The 21209-nt window shown below is 38.6% G+C and carries 18 protein-coding genes; 15 read left to right on the top strand and 3 right to left on the bottom strand.

Annotated elements, in window-relative coordinates; genetic code table 11:
- Positions 1-133 precede the first annotated feature (133 nt).
- From ggt to ACWATA_RS16470, 12 genes are all read left to right on the top strand, one after another.
- Positions 134-1822, top strand: coding sequence for a gamma-glutamyltransferase (gene ggt / locus ACWATA_RS16525; RefSeq protein WP_473049981.1), 1689 nt, complete (start codon positions 134-136; stop codon positions 1820-1822).
- Positions 1823-2406: 584 nt separating this feature from the next.
- The gene (locus ACWATA_RS16520; protein WP_028413955.1) at positions 2407-3861 is read left to right on the top strand and encodes a glycoside hydrolase family 68 protein; all 1455 of its coding nucleotides are present in this window, start codon (positions 2407-2409) and stop codon (positions 3859-3861) included.
- A 96-nt stretch (positions 3862-3957) separates the two neighbouring features.
- Positions 3958-5523: a glycoside hydrolase family 32 protein gene (locus tag ACWATA_RS16515; protein WP_165635723.1), complete on the top strand. Its 1566-nt coding sequence runs from the start codon at positions 3958-3960 to the stop codon at positions 5521-5523.
- 106 nt (positions 5524-5629) lie between these two features.
- Complete coding sequence (locus tag ACWATA_RS16510) at positions 5630-6064, top strand: ferritin-like domain-containing protein (protein WP_016763580.1); 435 nt, start codon at positions 5630-5632, stop codon at positions 6062-6064.
- Positions 6065-6365: 301 nt separating this feature from the next.
- Positions 6366-7826: an MDR family MFS transporter gene (locus ACWATA_RS16505; RefSeq protein ID WP_473049979.1), complete on the top strand. Its 1461-nt coding sequence runs from the start codon at positions 6366-6368 to the stop codon at positions 7824-7826.
- A 462-nt stretch (positions 7827-8288) separates the two neighbouring features.
- Positions 8289-9479 (top strand): glycine C-acetyltransferase, encoded by a 1191-nt coding sequence (locus ACWATA_RS16500; protein ID WP_028413952.1) that lies wholly within the window; start codon positions 8289-8291, stop codon positions 9477-9479.
- Positions 9480-9516: 37 nt separating this feature from the next.
- Positions 9517-10476, top strand: a complete 960-nt coding sequence (locus ACWATA_RS16495) for an L-threonine 3-dehydrogenase (protein WP_325076367.1) — start codon at positions 9517-9519, stop codon at positions 10474-10476.
- 207 nt (positions 10477-10683) lie between these two features.
- Positions 10684-11148 carry a histidine utilization transcription antiterminator HutP gene (gene hutP, locus ACWATA_RS16490; RefSeq protein ID WP_028413950.1) on the top strand — a complete coding sequence of 155 codons (465 nt, stop codon included), beginning with the start codon at positions 10684-10686 and terminating at the stop codon, positions 11146-11148.
- A 354-nt stretch (positions 11149-11502) separates the two neighbouring features.
- Positions 11503-12723, top strand: coding sequence for an MFS transporter (locus ACWATA_RS16485; RefSeq protein ID WP_325076366.1), 1221 nt, complete (start codon positions 11503-11505; stop codon positions 12721-12723).
- A 267-nt stretch (positions 12724-12990) separates the two neighbouring features.
- Entirely contained in the window at positions 12991-13656 is a 666-nt protein-coding gene (locus ACWATA_RS16480) for a type 1 glutamine amidotransferase domain-containing protein (RefSeq protein WP_028413948.1), read from the top strand.
- Positions 13657-13854: 198 nt separating this feature from the next.
- Entirely contained in the window at positions 13855-14145 is a 291-nt protein-coding gene (locus ACWATA_RS16475; RefSeq protein WP_098627159.1) for a putative quinol monooxygenase, read from the top strand.
- A 480-nt stretch (positions 14146-14625) separates the two neighbouring features.
- Complete coding sequence (locus ACWATA_RS16470) at positions 14626-16065, top strand: aldehyde dehydrogenase family protein (RefSeq protein WP_049163757.1); 1440 nt, start codon at positions 14626-14628, stop codon at positions 16063-16065.
- 143 nt (positions 16066-16208) lie between these two features.
- Here ACWATA_RS16470 and ACWATA_RS16465 read toward each other — a convergent pair whose 3' ends face one another.
- Positions 16209-16445: a hypothetical protein gene (locus tag ACWATA_RS16465; RefSeq protein WP_033578506.1), complete on the bottom strand. Its 237-nt coding sequence runs from the start codon at positions 16443-16445 to the stop codon at positions 16209-16211.
- Between the two features lie 170 nt (positions 16446-16615).
- Here ACWATA_RS16465 and ACWATA_RS16460 point away from each other — a divergent pair, with 170 nt between their 5' ends.
- From ACWATA_RS16460 to ACWATA_RS16450, 3 genes are all read left to right on the top strand, one after another.
- On the top strand, positions 16616-17239 hold the full coding sequence (locus ACWATA_RS16460; RefSeq protein ID WP_155008593.1) for a LysE family transporter: 624 nt from the start codon (positions 16616-16618) through the stop codon (positions 17237-17239).
- A 119-nt stretch (positions 17240-17358) separates the two neighbouring features.
- Positions 17359-18702, top strand: a complete 1344-nt coding sequence (locus ACWATA_RS16455; RefSeq protein WP_028413943.1) for an amino acid permease — start codon at positions 17359-17361, stop codon at positions 18700-18702.
- Between the two features lie 69 nt (positions 18703-18771).
- Positions 18772-18912 carry a hypothetical protein gene (locus tag ACWATA_RS16450; protein ID WP_013082476.1) on the top strand — a complete coding sequence of 47 codons (141 nt, stop codon included), beginning with the start codon at positions 18772-18774 and terminating at the stop codon, positions 18910-18912.
- A 44-nt stretch (positions 18913-18956) separates the two neighbouring features.
- Here the strand turns inward: ACWATA_RS16450 and ACWATA_RS16445 are convergent, their stop codons facing one another.
- On the bottom strand, positions 18957-19109 hold the full coding sequence (locus ACWATA_RS16445; RefSeq protein ID WP_014460817.1) for a YpzG family protein: 153 nt from the start codon (positions 19107-19109) through the stop codon (positions 18957-18959).
- A 227-nt stretch (positions 19110-19336) separates the two neighbouring features.
- Positions 19337-21010, bottom strand: coding sequence for a ribonuclease J (locus ACWATA_RS16440; RefSeq protein ID WP_033578509.1), 1674 nt, complete (start codon positions 21008-21010; stop codon positions 19337-19339).
- Between the last annotated feature and the right edge of the window lie 199 nt (positions 21011-21209).

Below are 21209 nucleotides of genomic sequence, written 5' to 3'. Positions count from 1 at the left end.
AAGGGCTTAAAATACGCTAGGGATATCGGTCTAGGTACAGTAATCAATACAAATTTAAACAGTTTTATCCCAAAAGCAATAGGGTATTTTACCAATATCCCAGATAAAGTAAGTAACTAGGAGGTCGTAAAAGATGATTAATGGCAAAAGTTTATCTCGTTCAGGAAAGAGTTCATATAGAAGAGAAACAGCCGTTGGAAAAACAGGAATGGTAGCCAGTGCCCATCCAATTGCAACCGACGCCGGAGAACAGGTACTAAGAGCTGGAGGTAATGCAATTGATGCAGCAATTGCCGTTCAGTTTGGGCTCAACGTTGGAGAACCGATGATGACCGGTATTGGAGGCAGCGGCTTTTTTATGGTATACCACAATGAAAGCAAAACAACTAAAATTTTTGACGGGCATTCTCAGGCTCCTAAAGCAGCTTATCCTGAAATGTTTCTTGATGAAAATAAAGAAGTTATTCCGTTTAGAAAGCGTTCTACTCATGCAACGGCAATTGGAATTCCAGGGATTTTAAAGGCGATGGAAGCAGCTCGTAAAGAGTATGGAACAAAACCCCTTGCTGAACTAATTGAACCGGCTGCCAAAGCAGCAGAAGCGGGTGTGGAAACAAACTGGGTGCTTGGAGATATTTTAAAAACATATGCCTATCGACTAGGAGAACATGCTAAGCAGCTATATTCTCCAAACGGCAAGCCTATGCAAGAAGGAGATATGATTAATAAAAAAGATCTTGCTAAAACATTCCGCATTCTTCAAGAAAAAGGTATCGAGGCTTTTTATGAAGGTGAAATTGCAGAAGCCATTATTTCAACGATAAAAGAGTACGGCGGTTTTATGGAACTGTCAGATTTGAAAGAATACCAGATTAAGATTGATGAACCCGTGTGGGGAGATTATAAAGGATACCGAATTGCTTCTTCCAACATGCCTAGTGCAGGAGGAGCTACGGTGCTGCAAATTTTAAAGCTATTAGAGAACTTCGATGTGTCTCAGTACGACGTGAAATCGTGGGAAAAGTATTATTTGTTTGCAGAAGCTATGCGCATTGCATTTTCAGATAAAATTGCATTCTCTGGAGATCCAGCCTACAGTGACATTCCATTAAAAGGGCTTTTAAATGACGAATATATAAAGGAACGTCAAAAATTAATTAATTGGAAGCATAAAAATGAGAAAGTTGATTTTGGCAACCCGTGGGATTATGAGAAAGGCCAAAAAGTGAACGTTGTGCGTCAGCCTTATGAACCTGAACGTGAGCTTAGTGAAACAACTCACTTCACGGTAGTTGACCGCTGGGGCAATATTGTCGCTTGTACATCAACTGTGGAACATCCTTTTGGTACAGGAATTATGGTTAAAGACCATGGATTTTTACTCAACAACGAGCTTACTGATTTTGATGCTATTCCTGGAGGGTTAAATCAAGCGGATGCAGGAAAGCGTCCGGTTAGCTGTAAAAGCCCAACCATCGTTTTTAAAGACAGTAAACCTGTACTCACTTTAGGGTCTCCAGGCGGACCAACGATTGTAGGGTCTGTGTTTCAAACGCTTATTAATGTCTTAGACTATGGAATGGATATAAAAGAAGCGATTGAAGAACCAAGAATTTTTAATAGTACAGGATCACTTATCGGTTGGGAAGCCGGAGTGGATATGAATGCCAAAGGAGAGCTAGAAGCCATGGGGTTTAATTTTGGAGATGAACCATTCCCAATTGGAAATGTTCAAGGTATTCAAATTGATAAAGAAAACGGTCGTTTATTTGGAGCAGCTGATTCCAGCCGTGAAGGAAAAGCAACTGGCTTAGACTCTTAATATTAAAAAGATGCATCATACGCTCCCTCTTTTATAAGAAGGGATGGCGTATGATGCATTAAAAAAGATAAAAATAAGTAGGTAAAAAGAAGGAATATTTTTTTCGAAAAACATACTTTAGACCTTTATTAGCATCATCCTAATCTCCAGAAAGGAAAAAGAATAGAACGTTTTCATGTCCGAATAATAAAAAAGAGTACTGATTTTTCAAGATATTGATGAAAACAAAATGATTGGAAAGCATAAAAAAAGGAATAGCGCTTTCAATGCTAGAAAGATAGAGTATTTAATCGTGTAAAGAGTATAAAACGCAACGGCTGGAAAACGTAGTTTGGAATGTAAAAAAAGTCGTACCCTTTTTTGAAAAACGGTTACATAAAAAGTCTCTTGCACGTAAACTTTGGTCCTAGTTACAGCTCAATGAAAAAGATGAAAATGAGAAATAGCTACATTTGGCACGTTTGACTTTCGTCATTTATCCAAGTAATCTTTTGGTTGAACGGAACCGGTTCTGTTTTCGGATTTTTAATAGCTAATTGAATTAATAAATTTATATTCTTTACTAACCCAAAAGGAGAAAACATATGAAAATGAAACGAGTTGCTAAGCATACAACTGCTGCTACATTGGCTGCAGCCCTACTAGTAGGCGGGGGATACCAAACATTTGCTAAAGGAAACGACAGCAAAGACTTTAATAACAGCTACGGAATTTCGCATATTACTCGCGATAATATGGTGAAAATTCCACAGCAGCAAAACAGTGATCAGTTTAAAGTTCCTGCTTTTGACGAATCAACTATTAAAAACATTGCTTCTGCTAAGGGAAAAGATGCATCGGGAAATACAATTGACTTAGATGTATGGGACAGCTGGCCATTACAAAATGCTGACGGAACAGTGGCGACTTATCATGGATATCAAATTGTGTTTGCCCTAGCAGGTGATCCAAAAGATTCGAATGACACGTCTGTTTATCTTTTCTATAAAAAAGCTGGAGACAAATCGATTGACAGCTGGAAAAACGCTGGAAGAGTGTTTAAAGACAGCGATAAATTCGTTCCGAATGACCCGCACCTTAAAAATCAAACACAAGAATGGTCTGGTTCTGCCACATTAACGAAAGATGGTAAAGTTCGTTTATTCTACACGGATTATTCAGGTAAACAATACGGAAAACAAACGTTAACGACAGCTCAAGTGAACATGTCTCAGCCAAACGATAATACGTTAAAAGTTGACGGAGTAGAAGATTACAAGTCAATCTTTGATGGTGACGGAAAGATTTATCAAACGGTTCAGCAGTTTATTGATGAAGGCGGTTATGACACAGGGGATAACCATACGCTAAGAGATCCTCATTACATAGAAGACAATGGACATAAGTACCTTGTTTTCGAAGCTAACACTGGAACAGAAGATGGCTATCAAGGCGAAGACTCTCTATATAACAGAGCATACTACGGAGGAAACAATCCTTTCTTCCAATCTGAAAAGAAAAAGCTTCTTGAAGGATCTAATAAAGAAAAAGCTTCTTTAGCAAACGGGGCTTTGGGCATTATTGAGTTAAATGATGACTATACGCTCAAAAAAGTAATGAAGCCGCTTATCACATCAAATACAGTTACAGACGAAATTGAACGTGCAAACATTTTCAAAAAAGATGGAAAATGGTACTTGTTCACTGATTCTCGCGGATCTAAAATGACGATTGATGGAATCGGACAAGATGATGTGTATATGCTAGGCTATGTTTCAAATACGTTAACAGGAAAATATAAGCCTTTAAATGATACGGGATTAGTTCTTCATATGGATTTAGATCCTAATGATAAAACATTTACGTATTCTCACTTTGCCGTACCGCAAACAAAAGGTAATAATGTTGTTATTACAAGCTACATGACAAACAGAGGCTTTTATGAAGACAACCACTCTACATTTGCACCAAGCTTCTTAGTAAATATTGACGGTTCAAAAACATCTGTTGTAAAAGATAGCGTTCTTGAACAAGGTCAGTTAACAGTGGATGAAGACTAAGCCCTTTGCAATAGCAACAAAAGAAAATGGTGATTGTAATCACCATTTTCTTTTGTTTTATTCGATGTAGACAAAAAAGAGAAAGGCGGGGTTTGTTTGAAGAAAAAAGGTGCTTATAAATGGATAACGCTTGCCGTTCTTTTAGTTGTAATAGCCGGACTCATTATAGCAGGCGTATCCAAAAAAGAGGATACAAAAGATCGAGGAAAAGAAAAAGGAAATAAAAGTGAATCCACTTATCGCCCGGTGTATCATTTTAGCACGCCTGATAAATGGAAAAATGATCCTCAAAAGCCCATTTATTTTGACGGAGAGTATCATTACTATTACTTATACAATCATGATTACCCTAAAGGGAACGGGACGGAATGGCGACATGCAACGTCTAAAGATTTGGTTCATTGGAAAGATAAAGGAGTAGCTATTCCAAAGTATACAAATAAAAATGGCGATATATGGTCCGGATCCGTTGTAGAAGATAAAGAGAATACAGCAGGTTTTGGTAAAGGCGCAATTGTAGCGATTATGACCCAGCCTTCTGCTGATGGACAAAAGCAAGAACAGTATTTATGGTATAGCACCGATAGAGGAAAAACCTTTAAATCATATAGCAAAAATCCTATCATGCCTAATCCAGGCACCAAAGATTTTCGAGATCCCAAAGTCATATGGGATAATGAACATGATAAGTGGGTTCTCGTCATGTCAGAAGGTGAAAAAATCGGATTTTATGAATCTTCTAATCTAAAGGATTGGACGTATACGGGAGGATTTGTTACTAAAGATATTGGCATTACAGAATGTCCAGATCTTTTTCAAATGAAGGCGGATGACGGGACAGTTAAGTGGGTTCTCGGGACAAGTGCAAATGGAAAAGAAAGCGGAAAGCCAAACACCTATGCTTATTGGACAGGAAATTACGATGGAACAACATTCACTCCCGATATGGATGAGCCGCAATGGCTAGATCATGGTTTTGATTGGTACGGAGCAGTCACGTTTAAAGACGGTAAAAATGAGGATTCTTTAGAAAAACGCTACGCTTTTGCATGGATGAACAACTGGGATTATCCAGATAAGACACCAACGATGAAAGATGGGTTTAACGGATTCGATTCAGTAACCCGTGAAATTACGCTTTCAAAACAAGACGACGATCAGTACAGCCTGTTATCAAAGCCTGTCGAAGAATTAAATCAGCTAACTGATTCAACAAATTCTCTCAAGCAAGTAGAAGTAAACGGAGAGAAAAAGTTAAAGATAAAAGGTGAAGCTTATCAGCTTGATACAGATATTTCATGGTCAGATGCAGAAAATGTAGGCTTACGACTTCGAGAGTCCGCAGATCAAAAGCGGCACATTGATGTCGGGATTTTTGCAAAAGATAACGTCTCATATGTGAATAGAAGCTATAGTAATCAGCCTGATCAAAGCAAAAAATATGTGGAAAGCCGCGATTACTTTGATGCAGGCAAGAAAAATGTTCATTTGAAGATATTGGTAGATAAAACAAGTATTGAAGTCTTTATTGATGATGGAAAAACCGTACATTCTAGCGAGGTGTTTCCTCGTCACAACGACCAAGGAATTACACTTTTTTCCCAAGGAGGAACGTCTTTCTTTAAGAACATAGAAATCAAACATTTTCGTTCCAGTCAGTAAATTCCCTATTTTTAAAAAAGGGAGCAGAATATCACCTTATTATGGTTTAGGACTCGTTAAAAAGGGTATATGCCTACTAACAGTAAATGAAAGGGTGTTTATTCAAATGGAAGAGAAAATGAGACAACTAATAGAGGGACTTAATACCGATTTAGCGGGTGAATATTCGGCGGTTATTCAGTACACTTACTATGCGTCTACAGTAACCGGCCTAGAATATCAAATTTTAAAACCTTTCTTTGAAGGAGAAATTCCTGACGAGCAAGGGCATGCCCTTTATTTATCAGAAAAAATCAAAAACCTTGGCGGTGAGCCAACAACAAAGCCAGCTGAGGTGAAGCACGTCTCAAACGTGACGGAAATGCTTAAAGAAGCAAGCAGAGCTGAAAAAGAAACGATCCAGCGCTACGAAGAGCGTAAAAAACAAGCAGAAGAGTTAGGATTAACAGAGCTTGTTGTCAAACTTGAGGATATGATTGCAGATGAAACAAATCATATGGAAGAAATGGAACGTTTATTAAAAGATCCCCGACTAAGTTAATCATACAAAATACGTAAAAAGCATCCCGTAACACCTGTTACGGGATGCTTTTTGTGGTTTGAAAAAGAAATAAAACATCATGTACGCATGTTTTTATAAATGAGAGGAAAGTCATATTTTTGAAATTCTCTATCGCTTTGAAAAATTTTATAGTAAAATAATTATTTGGCTGCATATGGCAGTAACTATATGCGGAGCATCACATACATATAAAGGCTAAAAGGGTATAAGTATATTGAAACCGCTTTTATCTTCTGTAAAAAAAACGATGGTATGCCCGCAGTTGCAAGGAGAGAAAGAGATGAGGAAACGAATCATGACAGCGCTGCTGCTTGTCACTGTTTTAGCTGCAATGGAAGGAACCATTGTCAGTACGGCTGTTCCAAGAATTACAAGTGATTTGTCGGGTATTGAGCTAGTTAGCTGGGTATATGCCATTTATATGCTGACAACCGCTGTATCTACACCTATATACGGAAAGTTAGCGGATTTATTCGGCCGCAAAAAAGTTATGCTTGTTGGAATTATTATTTTCTTAATCGGATCTATACTTTGCGGGCTTAGCTTTTCGATGCAACAATTAATTGTCTACAGAGCAATCCAAGGGCTAGGCGCCGGGGTCGTTATGCCCCTTACAATGATTATTATTGGCGACTTGTATGAAGAAGCAAAAGAAAGAGCCAAAGCCCAAGGTTGGATTAGCGCAGTTTGGGGAGTTGCTGGAGTTCTGGGTCCTCTTCTTGGGGGATTTTTAGTCGATACGCTGTCTTGGCGCTATATTTTCTTTTTAAATATACCGTTTGGACTAATGGCTTTTATTGTTCTTCTAGTAAACTATAAAGAAGAAGTGGTAAAAGAAAAACGCTATATCGATTACATTGGAGCGGTGACGTTTTCAGTTGGAACCATTGCATTTTTATACGCGCTGTTAACCGGAAGTCAGCATCAAAACTGGGGAGATCCGGTCATTATAGGATTATTTGTTCTAGCTGTTCTGACATTCATGGGCTTTATTTATATCGAAAAGAAATCGCCGGAACCTCTTATTCCGCTTGAGCTGTTTTCTATTCGAAGTGTATCTGTTATAAACTTATTAACACTTCTTGTCGGGTCAGTAGTTATTAGTATTACGGTTTACCTTCCAATTTGGAGCCAAGGAGTGATGGGAAAAAGTGCAACCGCTGCCGGTTTTGTGTTAATGCCCATGCCAGTATGCTGGACAATTGGTTCACTGCTTTCAGGGAATTTAGTAGGGCGTCTTAAAACGCACTCCATCCTTACGCTAGGAACGGCAATCGTAAGTACGGCATGTTTTATGCTGTTTTTAGTCTCCACGCACTCACCCGTATTTTTAATTTATGTAGCCGTTGGGGTTCTTGGGTTAGGAATGGGGATTATTACGCCTATCTTTATGTTAGTTATTCAATCAGCAGTCCCAGCCAGCAAAAGAGGAGTAGCGGTGGCTCTTAATACGTTTACAAATACATTTAGTCAAACACTAGGTTCCGCAGTGTTTGGTACAATCTTTAACTTAGTGACGCTTTCACAGGCAAAGAAATTAGGGCAAGAAAATTTGAATGCTTCGCTTGAGACAGGCGGGGTACCGGCAGAAGAACTGTCAAAGCTGCATGAAATTCTTGCATCAGGTGTTCACATTATTTACAGTGGAACGTTTTTAGCTGCTTTACTAAGCTTTGCTGTCTCATGCTTATTAGTAAAAAACGGCCATAAAAAAATAAAGAACATATCTGTGCAAAAGTAACGGAAGAGACTGTTACAAAAGTAGTTTAATTGAAGGACAATCCGAACGAGTTTGAGTAAGGACCAAACTCGTTCGGATTTTTTTATTGGTAGGTGAATGTAGGTGCTTTTAGCTGTTGAATTAGTTATGCATTAGTCTCTTTTTTAAAAGAATTATCAAAGAGAGAAAAGAAAAAAGATATTGTTTAATAACGTTCGGGAAAAATCGTTAACAGAAGGAAGGATTTTTATTATTGCCGAAAATTTCTTATTTTTTGTTTTTTTAGTATGGACATTTACTTGGTTGTTGATTATTATAAATTCTATAAGTATTGGATTTTAAGCGCTTACAAAAGAAACATTTGTCTTCCTCAGGAATACACTTGATTTTTAATTCATATACTACAAGTGCTTAGATTAATCTTTTAATGGGGAAAAGAGAAGTTTATAAGACGTGTTGAACAACAATGAGGGGGTATGGAAGATGACAAGCAGACGTTTAAAAGAATTCTTGAATAATAATTTAGAAGATTTAAAAGATAAAGGGCTATACAACGTCATTAATCCAGTAGAGGGACCAAATGGACCTGTGATTCAAATTGATGGAAAACAATTAATTAATTTATCATCCAACAACTATTTGGGGCTTGCTACAGACGAAAGGCTTATTAACGCGTCCAACGAAGCCACTGAAAAATACGGGGTGGGAGCTGGAGCTGTCCGAACGATTAATGGAACTCTAGATATTCATATTAAGCTAGAGGAAAAGCTTGCCGAGTTTAAGCATACGGAAGCAGCTATAGCTTACCAATCTGGCTTTAACTGCAATATGGCAGCCATCTCTGCAGTTATGGATAAACATGACGCGATTTTATCAGATGAGCTGAATCACGCTTCAATTATTGACGGGTGTCGGCTATCAAAAGCAAAAATTATTCCTTACAAACATTCGGATATGGAAGATCTCCGTGCAAAAGCAGGCGAAGCACAAAAGTCCGGTGCCTATAATAAAATAATGGTAATTACCGACGGTGTATTCTCAATGGATGGAGACATTGCTAAGCTTCCGGAAATTGTAGAAATCGCACAGGAATTTGATTTAATCACATACGTAGATGATGCTCACGGATCGGGCGTATTAGGTAACGGTATGGGGACAGTCAAACATTTTGGCTTATCTGAAAAAGTAGACTTCCAAATTGGAACATTGTCAAAAGCGATTGGAGCTGTAGGCGGATACGTAGCTGGAAAAAAAGACTTAATTGACTGGTTGAAAGTACGAAGCCGCCCGTTTTTATTCTCGACTGCTATTACACCAGGCACGGCTGCTGCTTGTATTAAAGCGATTGAAATTCTAAGCACAAGTACAGAGCTGCAGGATCAAATGTGGGAAAACAGCCGTTATTTAAAGCAAGGATTAAAAGAGCTGGGCTTTGATACCGGCGAAAGTGAAACACCTATTACTCCGTGCATTATAGGAGATGAAAATCAAACGCAGATTTTTAGTGAGAGATTAATAGAAGAAGGGGTATACGCTAAATCAATTGTTTTCCCTACCGTTCCAAGAGGAACAGGACGCGTTCGCAATATGCCAACGGCTGCTCATACAAAAGAAATGTTAGATGAAGCACTTCGTATCTACAAAAAAGTAGGCAAGGAAATGAAATTAATCTAAACGTTGAATCTAAGCAGTACATGAGGAGGATATTGAGATGAAAAAAATATTAATAACGGGGTCTCTAGGACAAATCGGTTCTGAATTAACAATGAAAATGAGAGAGATATATGGTTCAGAAAATATTATTGCCACTGATATTCGCAAGACGACGAGCGATGTTGTGACTTCAGGTCCATTCGAGATTTTAGACGTAACGGATCAGACTGCGTTATTTACGATCGCCGAAAAGCATAAAGTCGATACGGTTATTCACTTGGCTGCGCTGTTATCAGCGACAGCCGAGCAAAAGCCGCTTCTAGCTTGGAATCTAAATATGGGCGGATTAGTAAACGCGCTCGAAGTAGCTCGTGAGCTGAAGTGCCAATTTTTTACTCCAAGTTCAATTGGTGCATTTGGTCCAACGACTCCAAAAGACTGGACGCCGCAGGATACAATTCAACGTCCTACCACGATGTATGGTGTTAATAAAGTAGCGGGTGAATTACTTTGCGATTACTATCACCATAAATTTGGAGTAGATACACGAGGGCTACGTTTTCCAGGCTTAATTTCATACGTAACGCCTCCAGGTGGAGGGACAACGGACTACGCTGTTGAAATTTATTATGAAGCCGTTAAACATAAGCGCTATACGTCTTATATCGACAAAGGAACCTATATGGATATGATGTATATGCCTGACGCACTAAACGCTGTCATCCAACTAATGGAAGCAGACGGTTCTAAGCTGAAGCATCGAAATTCATTTAACGTTTCTGCCATGAGCTTTGATCCAGAACAAATGGCAGCTGAAATCAGAAAAACAATTCCGGAATTTGTGCTGAACTACCAAGTAGATCCTGTTCGACAAGCAATTGCTGAAAGCTGGCCCAACCATATAGATTCCAGCTGTGCGAAAGAAGAGTGGGGATTTAAAGCAGAATATAACCTAGAAAAAATGACGAGAGAGATGCTGGGAAAGTTAAAAGTTGAATCACAGCTTGTCTTAACGTAAGTAGAGAAAAATGATTTCTTCCTTGACAATAAAGTAAGCGCTTACTAAAAGGTGAGTTACTTGTTGCAAGTTCTACTTCGTAACAGTGGTGGACAGTACACATAGATTCTCTGACCCTTTAAGTGAGCGCTCGTTCGCTGAATAATCAGCACCCTTTTAGGTACCGTCTGTTAAAATAATAAGGGGATAGAAGGGAGGGAATGACAGTTGAGCAATAAATTTCAACAAGTTAATGACTTTTCAATGGGAAGATTAACATCTTTACTCGTTCTTTTACATAATACGGAACTAGCTGAAGGTATTGAAAAGGAAATCAATGAGAGAGGATATAGCTATACAGTTGGAAAAGTCGGAGCGATGGAGCTGTCTAAAGTTGTGGCCGCAATTGAAACGAGCGCCAAGACAAACAATATTATTAATGCCCAGTCGTACCGGGAAGTCCACGCTCTTTATCATGCTATACTTGAAGCTATTCAAGGAGTTAGTCGAGGAACGCTGCAGCTAGGTGATATTTTACGGACGGTAGGACTCACATTTTCAATTGTGCGCGGAAAAATTGAGTTCTCAGGATCAAGCGACGAATGGATTAGCGTTTGTGTGTATGGAACGATAGGTGCACCGAAAAAAGGCTTTGAACATGATACGTTAGGTTTTGGTTTTAACCATATTTAAAAATAATGGACAAAATAGTATGAACGTAAAAAGTGAGAGATGCACATAGCTGCTTTAAAAAAGATATTTTTCTTATTGAAAGCTTTTGTGCGGCGTGTTAACATAATGATTAATATAATAATTGCCTTTAAGACGGTCCAGAGAGGCCGAAAAGGACGGATCACTTATTTACTGCTTCTATGCCTATCTGTGCCCTTTTGCCCTCTGCGACAAAAGGGCTTTTATGCGTTACGTACCTCTTTTAAACGAAGTCCAGAGAGGCTTCAAAAGAGAATGGACATATGTTATTTTATCCATTCCTTCAAAAAAGAAAGAGCGTTGATACAGAACGAATACAGTGGAGGGTGGAACAACATGAATTATCGTAACAAGACAGTTGTAGCATCAGTAGCAGGTTTGACGTTAGAAGGGATGGACATTATGTTTATCTCGTTTGCTATGTCAATGATTATCGCTGAATTTCACATTGATTTAGCAACGGGTGGACTTATTTCTTCTATTACGAATATAGGAATGCTGATAGGCGGAGTCATCTTCGGAATTTTAGCAGATAAATTTGGAAGAGTGCGGGTTTTTACCTACACGGTTCTTCTATTTGCGGTCGGAACGGCATTAACAGGTTTTGCAGCAAATGTTGAACAAGTGTATGCTTCACGATTTATTGCCGGAATTGGGGCTGGAGGAGAGTACGGAATCGGTATGGCTCTTGTTGCAGAAGCGTGGCCGAAACATAAGCAAGGAAGAGCTTCATCTTATGTTAGTATTGGCGCACAATTTGGAGTTATTCTTGCGGCGCTTTTAAGTTCTCTGATCCTGCCGATTTTCGGATGGAGAGCGCTGTTTTTTGTCGGAATTATCCCCGTCATTTTTGCTTTTATCGTACGAAAAAATTTAAACGAATCTCCTGAGTGGTTAAAAGCTCAAAAAGAGAAAACAGCCGTTGTTAAAAATAATGGCAAGCTACGTCAACTATTTGCTACGCCTAAGACGGCGATGACGACTATTTCTCTGGCAGTGATGGCTACCGTTCAAATTGCAGGCTATAACGGACTCATGATATGGCTTCCGTCTATGCTTCAGCAATCACAAGGACTCTCTGTTTCAAGTTCAGCTCTTTGGACAATCAGTACAGCCGTTGGAATGATTATAGGCATGCTAACATTTGGTCAATTTATGGATCGTTTTGGTTCGAAGCGTACTTTTGGAATTTTTCTTCTCGCTTCAGCGTGTGCGGTATTTTTATACTCGTATGCCGAAGGAAGTGCAGGGCTGCTTATAGGAGGAGCTGTTGTCGGATTTTTCTCAAACGGAATGTTCGCAGGATACGGAGCCTTGATCAGCAGTCACTATTCGGTAGAAGTTCGCAGTACTGCAACGAACACTATTTTTAACTTCGGGAGAGCGCTCGGAGGGTTGTCACCCATTCTTGTCGGCTATCTTTTGCAAAGCTATGATATGACGGTAGCTATGACGTACTTGGCGGGGCTGTACTGTATTTCGTTTATTTTTATGGTGAGTCTTAAAAAAACGGGAGAAAAACACGTGAAACAAATGAACGCTCAATCTGCTCTTTAACATAAAAAATAGATTCTATGCTTTTCTGGAAAAAACCGCGCTTACTCAAAAGGGCGGTTTTTTTTGAGTGTATAAAAAATAAGTTCAGGTGTTAGATGATTGTTTCTTTCACAGATGCTTTATTAACAAAGACGTCCACAGTATCTATAAAAATATTTATGGATAAGCAGATATTTTCTAATTTGTATTATAGTAATTCCTCTCTTACAATATGATGTGTAAGGCGGAAACAGAAAATACTATCTTTATTTACAGGAGGACGTTACTATGTCTAAACATATATTAATGGTCGTAACAACGGCTGACAAAATGAAAGAAAATCATCCAACAGGCCTTTGGCTTTCAGAATTTGGTGAAGCGTACGTAGAGTTTGAAAAAGCTGGATTTACGATTACTGTAGCAAGTCCTCTAGGAGGAAAAGCGCCGGTGGATGCTCGCAGCCTTGAAGGAGAGACTTCTCAAGAAATCTTAAATACAGCTAAGCATCTAGAGAATACCCTAAAACTTGATACAATTACAGACAGTGCTAAATTTGATGCTGTTTTCTTACCAGGCGGTCATGGCACAATGTTTGATCTGCCAGATAATCAAACGCTTCATGCTTTAATTCGTGAACTATACGAAGGAGACAAAGTAGTAGCCGCTGTATGCCATGGACCCGCAGGCTTAGTAGGTGTTACATTATCAGATGAAAAGCCGTTGGTGGAAGGAAAAGATGTCGCTGCGTTTACAGATGATGAAGAACGTGAAACAACATTAGACCGCTTCATGCCGTTTCTTTTGGAAACACGCCTGCGTGAACTTGGTGCAAATGTAGTAACTGCTCCAAACTGGACCGATAATGTACAAGCAGATGGCAACCTAATAACAGGTCAAAATCCTCAGTCAACAATCAGTGTAGCAAAAGCAGTCGTGAAACAATTATTAAACTAAGATGTAAAAAAGCCTGTAGGACTACAGGCTTTTTTATTAACAGCATCAACAAAGACCGCCGTAGATAATGTGTATGTTTTGCTGTTTTGGACTAGAGAGATCCATCATCATACAAAAAATATGATGGTCAGTGTAATGAATACAAAAAGAGGGAAGCTTTTTATGGAGACTATTTTTTAAAAGAAATGAGGAAAAACGATGTCAGAAGTTATTATTAACGCCATTTTACAAGCCAAGCCAGGAAAAGAAGAAGAGCTTCGATCAGAGTTAGTAAAAGTTATTGAACCATCAAGAGAAGAAAAAGGATGTATTCAATACATTCTCCACCAGGATACAGACAAAGCAGGCACATTTGTTTTTTATGAGAAATGGAAAAGCAAAGAAGATGTTGAAGCTCACATTGAAACACCTCACTATCAACAATACAGACAGCAGACAGAACCGTTAATTGAAAGCAGAGCAGTACATCGTTTACAAGAAGTACGTTAATAAAAAGAAGCTGGAACAAAAGTGTTTTAGTTGAAGGAAGATCCGAACGAGTAATCGAGATTCTTGATGGAGAATCAAACTCGTTCGGATTTTTTTGTGGTTATGGTGAATATGAGTTTCATTTAGTGAGACCAAGCAGAAGCGTAAGCGATGAGGAGGCTAATCGACCGCACGCAGAAAGAAAAGGCTTGCAGGGAAATCAACAGCGGAATAACAAATAACCCATACTAAGTCCTTTATCCCATTTGTTTATCTTTAGATGGGATTGATTTCGTTATGACTCAATCTCTGTTTGTTATAAAGAACTAAAAAGCTGCAGAGGAAAAAAATTTCAGCTGCAAAAAGCCGATTGGAAAAGGGATAAGGCTGTGGAAGAAACAAAAAATAATACCAGTGGTGTTTGAGAAGCAGACAGGCGGGTAGATAAAAACTAGATGACATAGTTCAATAATTAACAAACTAAAAGGAGAGATCAAATCAATGCGTACAAATTTAAAACACTTTATTAACGGAGAATGGGTTGAATCAACAGGAAGCGAAACGTCAGATGTGATCAATCCTGCTACTGAAAAATCAATTGGTAAAATTAGCTTAGGTACAAAAGAAGATCTAGATAAAGCCGTGGCAGCAGCTAAAGCAGCCCTTCCCACATTTTCAAGAACAACAAAAGAAGAGCGAATTAAAATGCTTCGCAATATTGCAAAAGGATATGAAAAGCGCAAACAGGAGCTTATTGAAGTTATGACTGAAGAGCTTGGCGCTCCTTTAAAAATTTCAGAAGAAGTGCACTATGAAATGGGACTTAGCCACTTTAAAGAAGCAGCTAATGCGCTTGAAGATTACACATTTGAAAAAGATCATGGAAGCTACAAGGTCGTAAAAGAGTCTATTGGAGTAAGCGGACTTATTACACCATGGAACTTCCCAACAAATCAAACGTCTACTAAAATTGCAGGAGCTATCGCAGCAGGAAGTCCAATGGTATTAAAACCATCAGAACTTACACCGTATGCAGCGATGATATTAGCAGAAATCATTGATGAAGCTGGTGTACCAAAAGGTGCCTTTAACCTTGTAAACGGAACGGGAAGCACAATCGGTGACGGTATTAGTTCTCACCCGGACATTGATTTTGTATCATTTACAGGATCAGGTGCTGTAGGCGAGAAAATTATGCAAAACGCTGCTAAAACAATCAAAAAAGTAGCCCTTGAGCTAGGCGGGAAATCACCGCTAGTTGTATTAGAGGATGCGGATGTAGAAGAAGCGGCTAAAATAGCAGTTTCACACATTGCAATGAATACAGGACAAGTATGTACGGCAGCAACGCGCATTATCATTCCTGCCTCTATGAAAGAAAAATTTGAAGAAGCAGTGAAGAAAGTTCTACCATCATTCCCAGTTGGTGATCCGTTAGATAAAGACAACGTAACTGGACCGCTCGTAGCGGAAAAACAGTGGGATCGCGTACAGGATTATATTAAAAAAGGAATGGATGAAGGTGCAAAGCTTCTTACTGGCGGAACGGGCAAACCGGACGGCTTAGAGACAGGATACTTTGTTAAACCGACAGTCTTTACTGACGTTTCAAATGATATGGTTATTGCACAAGAAGAAATCTTCGGACCTGTAACAACTATTATTACGTATGATGATCTAGAGCAAGCTCTTGAAATTGCAAATGATACAGTTTATGGACTTGCAGGCTATGCGGTCGGAAAAGACCAAGAAACACTTGACTATGTTGCTAAAAACATTAGAGCTGGTCAAATCATCGTTAACGATGCCGAGCAAGACAGAGCTGCGCCATTCGGCGGATTCAAACAATCTGGTATTGGACGCGAGTGGGGAGCATTTGGTATTGAAGAATATCTAGAGCCAAAAGCGATCATGGGCGTTAAAGTTCCGGCAAAAGTATAATTAATGTAAAAAAAGAAGGGAGTTTTTCTCCTTTCTTTTTTTTAGGATAAAGGATTAAAAGCTCTAAGAACGCAGTGTGTTCTTAGAGCTTTTTCAGATTTGTTTATCTGGAAGTGAGAAAACAGTTATGTTTATTACTCTTATTAAAAATTTTGCTGAATAGCTTGCTGTGCTTCGCGTAAATGTCTTAAGTGTTCTTCCATTCGATTTAATTCTTTATCACCAGACGCCGCTTCTTTTTGTTCATTAATTTGCTGCTGAACCATATTCAACTGCATTTGAGCTTTTTGAAAATTGGCTGCATCCAAATTCATCTGCCCTTGATAAACAGCCTGTTCAGCTAATTGTAATGCTTCTTTAATATGAGTGTATGAATTCATGCTTCTCACCCTTCTGTATAGTATTTACAGTTAACATGCGCTGGTTCTTCGTAGCTATACAAAAGGATTTAGAAATAAAATAAAAATTACGTAGTACAAGCTAAGCAGGTTGCATAGATTTATCATAGTTCAATTTATAAAATCTTAGAAGTGATAGAGGGTGGATTTATGTGGGGGCTTTTTTCAGCTATGTATTATTAGGGCTATCATTAGCTGCGCCAATCGGTCCAATCAATGCAGCTCAGCTTGATAAAGGAATTAAAAGTGGTTTTTTGCATGCTTGGTTCTTAGGTATAGGAGCAACATCGGTTGACGCTCTTTATATGCTTGTAGTTTATTTTGGATCCGTTCATTTTTTAAGTAGCGATTTTATGAAAACGTTTCTTTTTTCGTTTGGGTGCTTTGTATTAATTTATACAGGTGTTGAGGGGCTAATGGGTGCAGGGAGGATTACACAGCATAGAAAAACAAACGGTGATTCTGTGTTAAAGTGTTTTTTCTCAGGTTTTTTGCTGTCATTAACGAATCCGCTTACAATTCTCTTTTGGCTTGGTATTTATGGCTCTGTTTTAGCAAAAGCGGCTAATACATATGAAACTGAACAGCTTATCTTATATAGCTGCGCTATTTTTACGGGAATTCTGGCCTGGGATATTGCGATGGCAGCTTTAGCAAGCACGTTTCGACGATACTTAGCTGCGACGTTTTTAACTGCCGTGTCCGTTGTATCGGGGTTATCTTTAATAGGGTTTGGCCTATATTTCGGCTGGCAAGCCGCACAGCAATTAGGCTAAAAGAAGTGCTGAATCTAAAGTGTTTTCAGTACGTTGAAAAATAATAGAAAAGATGCTTCTTTTTACGCATAAATTTTTCAAACTATCACACACTACATCGAAGTGTGAGGAGTGATAGAGTGAAAAAGAAAATAGGCTGCGGAAGTCAAGTTGAAGGGAAATTAAAATGGTGGCAGCTGTCTTTAATCGGAGTAGGATGCATAATCGGCACAGGCTATTTTTTAGGATCAAGTATTGCCATAAAAGCAGCCGGACCCTCTGTTTTAATTGCTTTTTTACTAGCAGGAGTATGCACATTTATTGTATTTGAGGCGCTTGCTAAAATGAGTGCTCAAGATCCTCAAAAAGGTTCGTTTCGCTCCTATGCTAAAAAAGCTTATGGAAGATGGGCAGGATTTAGCAGCGGATGGGTGTACTGGAGTTCAGAGATGCTGATCATGGGGAGTCAGCTCACGGCTTTATCTCTTTTTACACGTTTTTGGTTTGAAGATATTCCACTGTGGGTCTTTGCCTCTATTTATGCTGTTTTAGGCATTAGTGTTGTATTAATTGGGACAAAAGGCTTTGAACGAATGGAAAATGTATTTGCTGTCACAAAAGTGGCTGCTATTTTAATGTTTATTGTATTAGCTAGTCTCGCTTTATTTGGATTTCTTGACGAAGGTGCAAAACAAGGAGTGCCGCGAACGATAAGTGAAGTATTTCCTCATGGATTTTTAGGTTTATGGGGCGCTTTGCTTTATGCCTTTTATGCTTTCGGCGGCATCGAAGTCATGGGAATCATGACGGTTCGTTTAGAAAAAAAAGAAGACGCACCGAAAGCGGGAAGAAGTATGCTTATTCTTCTTGGAATTATTTATATTGTTTCACTGAGTTTAGCTATTTTAATTGTGCCATTTCATGATTTTCATGGAAATCAAAGTCCATTTATAAAGGCTTTAGAAACATATCATCTTCCATTTTTTCCTCATGTTTTTAATGGAGCAATGATTATTGCGGGTTTCTCAACGATGTCAGCGTCTTTTTTTTCCGTAACAACAATGATTGTCACTCTTTCAGAAGATGGAGATGCTCCTGCATTGTTTTCAAAACAAAAACAGAAAAAGCTGCAGTTTCCTTTACCGGCTTTACTTTTAACAACAGCGGGATTAGTTATTTCTATTGTCCTTTCCTTGCTATTGCCCGGGAAAATTTATGAGTACATTACAACAGCAGCTGGACTGATGCTGATTTATAACTGGTTTTTTATTTTAATTTCGTTTCATCGCTTAATTAAACAAACCGTTTGGGATAAAGTAAAACAAGCTGTTGGCCTCTTATTAATCCTGCTAGCAGTAAGCGGTACGCTGTTAGAATCTGCAAGCAGACCAGGTTTCTTTGCAAGCTTAGGCTTTTTAATTGTTATAAGCCTTGTTATTTTAAAACTGCGCCATAAGTGGAAAGAAGAAGAAGCCGCTAGTTAACATATATTTAATCTTTATGAGGGACACTATGCACGTTGTACAATTACAAAATAAAAGGTGGTTATGATCATGCCAAAAAACAAGCAGACTCCTTCTTCACAAGTAGATCAAAAACAAGTAGTAGATGACAAAGCAAAAGCGCTACGAGAAAATAATTATGAAGATGGTCATATTCGCAAGATAACTCAAAGCGGGGCAGACGGCCAATAACAAAAAAAGACGCGTTCGCGTCTTTTTTTTGTTGAAGTGTATCCTTACCAACGATGAGCTTTTGCATTACTTCGCAAGATGATGTTCGTTTGAGACATCTCTGTATGTCCATTTACTTGGGACTTTGAACGCTTCGGTCTCGTCCAGTTGTGGCGGAATAGTTCTGAATGCTGATCTACATGATTTTTATCATTCATCATAATCACCTCAAGGATAGGATACTTTCACAAGATATTTGCGGTGAAATATCTCTCTTATAGAATGGGGTAAAAAAGAAGAAATACACCTAACACTTTTAACCATACATATAAAAGCAGTGCCTATTCATAAACTACAGAAGGCAACTTCTAACTTTAGGTTAAGCTTCGGATTTATAAGGGAAAAACTGCCTTAGTGGGGACTAAGGCAGTTTTTGCTGGAGGGATTAAACTTCAATAATGATGGGAAGAATCATAGGTCTTCTTTTCGTTTGGTTATATAAGAACTGTCCAAGGGTGGTCTTAATTTCTTTTTTCATGATGTTCCATTGGTGAACGTGCGCTTTTTGCAATTGATTTACAATTTTAGTCACTTGTCGATTAACGTCTTTTAATAGCTGCTCTGAGTCTCTTGTATAAACAAAACCTCGCGAAATTGTATCTGGACCCGACACAATTTTTCCTTCCGTTTTATTTAAAGTAATGACAATAACCAGCATGCCATCTTCTGAAAGCTGTTTGCGGTCACGTAAAACCGCATTTCCAACATCCCCAATGCCAAACCCATCTACATATACATTGCCTGCAGAGATTTTTCTTGTTTGAACAGCTGTTCCGCCCTTGATGTCGACAATATCACCGTTATTTATAATAAAAATGTTCGCTTTTTCCACCCCTACGGATTCTGCTAATAAGCTGTGGTGATGAAGCATTCGAAACTCACCGTGAATGGGGATAAAATACTTTGGCTTCATCAATGTAGCCATTAATTTTAGCTCTTCTTGATAGCCATGTCCTGATACGTGCATGCCTGTTGCGCTTCCTGAACCGTAAATCACATGAGCCCCGAGTGTGAAAAGACTGTCGACAATACGAGAGATATTACGTTCATTGCCAGGAATAGGCCCTGCTGATAAAATGACCGTGTCTTCAGGAAGAATCTCTACTTGTCGATGATTTCCGCTGGCTAATCTAGATAAAGCGGCCATCGGCTCGCCTTGGCTTCCAGTGCAGAGAATAGCGACTTGTTCAGGCGCAAGTGAATGTACTTCATAAGGTTCAATCAGCATCCCTTCAGGAATGGTTAAATATCCTTTCTCTAAGGCAACTGATACAACGTTAACCATGCTTCTTCCTAGCAGCGCAAGCTTTCTGTTCGTTTTAATCGCTGCATCGACAATTTGCTGTACGCGGTTAACATTCGAGGCGAAAGTAGAAATAATCACTTTTCGCTTTGCTTTACGAAAAGCTTCTTCTATATGTTTGCCAACTAGCTTTTCTGAAGGTGTAAATCCGGGGCGTTCAGCATTTGTACTTTCTGATATTAAAGCCAGTACACCTTCACTGCCGATTTTCGCCATTTTATGAAGATCTGGATATTGGTCGTTAACAGGAGTTAAATCAAACTTAAAATCTCCCGTATGTACAACAGCTCCTTCAGGCGTATGAAAGACAATTCCAAGACAATCTGGAATGCTGTGATTCGTTTTAAAAAAAGAAAGCGGAATATTGCCTAATGTAATTTCTGACTCTTCGTTGATTTCAATAAGCTCCGTCTCAGCAGATAATTGATGTTCCTGCAGTTTAATATCGATTAATCCGAGTGTAAGGCTTGTTGCATAAATGGGGAGGCTTAACTGTTTTAGAAGATAAGGAATACCTCCGATATGATCTTCATGACCATGCGTAACAACCAGTGCTCGAACTTTTTCTCGGTTCTCTTGCAAGTATGTAATATCAGGTATGATCAAATCAATTCCTAATAAACTTTCGTCAGGGAATTTAGAGCCACAGTCAATTACAATGATGTCATCATCATATTGAACGGCATACATATTTTTTCCTATTTCATTAATGCCCCCTAAAGCAAAAATGGATAGTGTGTTTCTATTTATACTCACACTTAGTTCCTCCTATATTTTCAAAATGAATATGCAGAATTTCTACTCTTAGTATGAACATTTATTTCTGGTGCATTCTGTTAAATATGGAGATTTTATTTTTATTCAATATGAGGATGCAAGCAAAAAGAAAAGAAAGTCATTTTCCTAATACTACCTCTTATTTTCTTTTTATAACTCCATAAAATATAGACGTTAC

The organism is Priestia sp. USM5, assembly GCF_058323215.1.
Note: the sequence above shows the minus strand (reverse complement) of the source record. Positions and strands in the feature narration are given on the sequence as shown.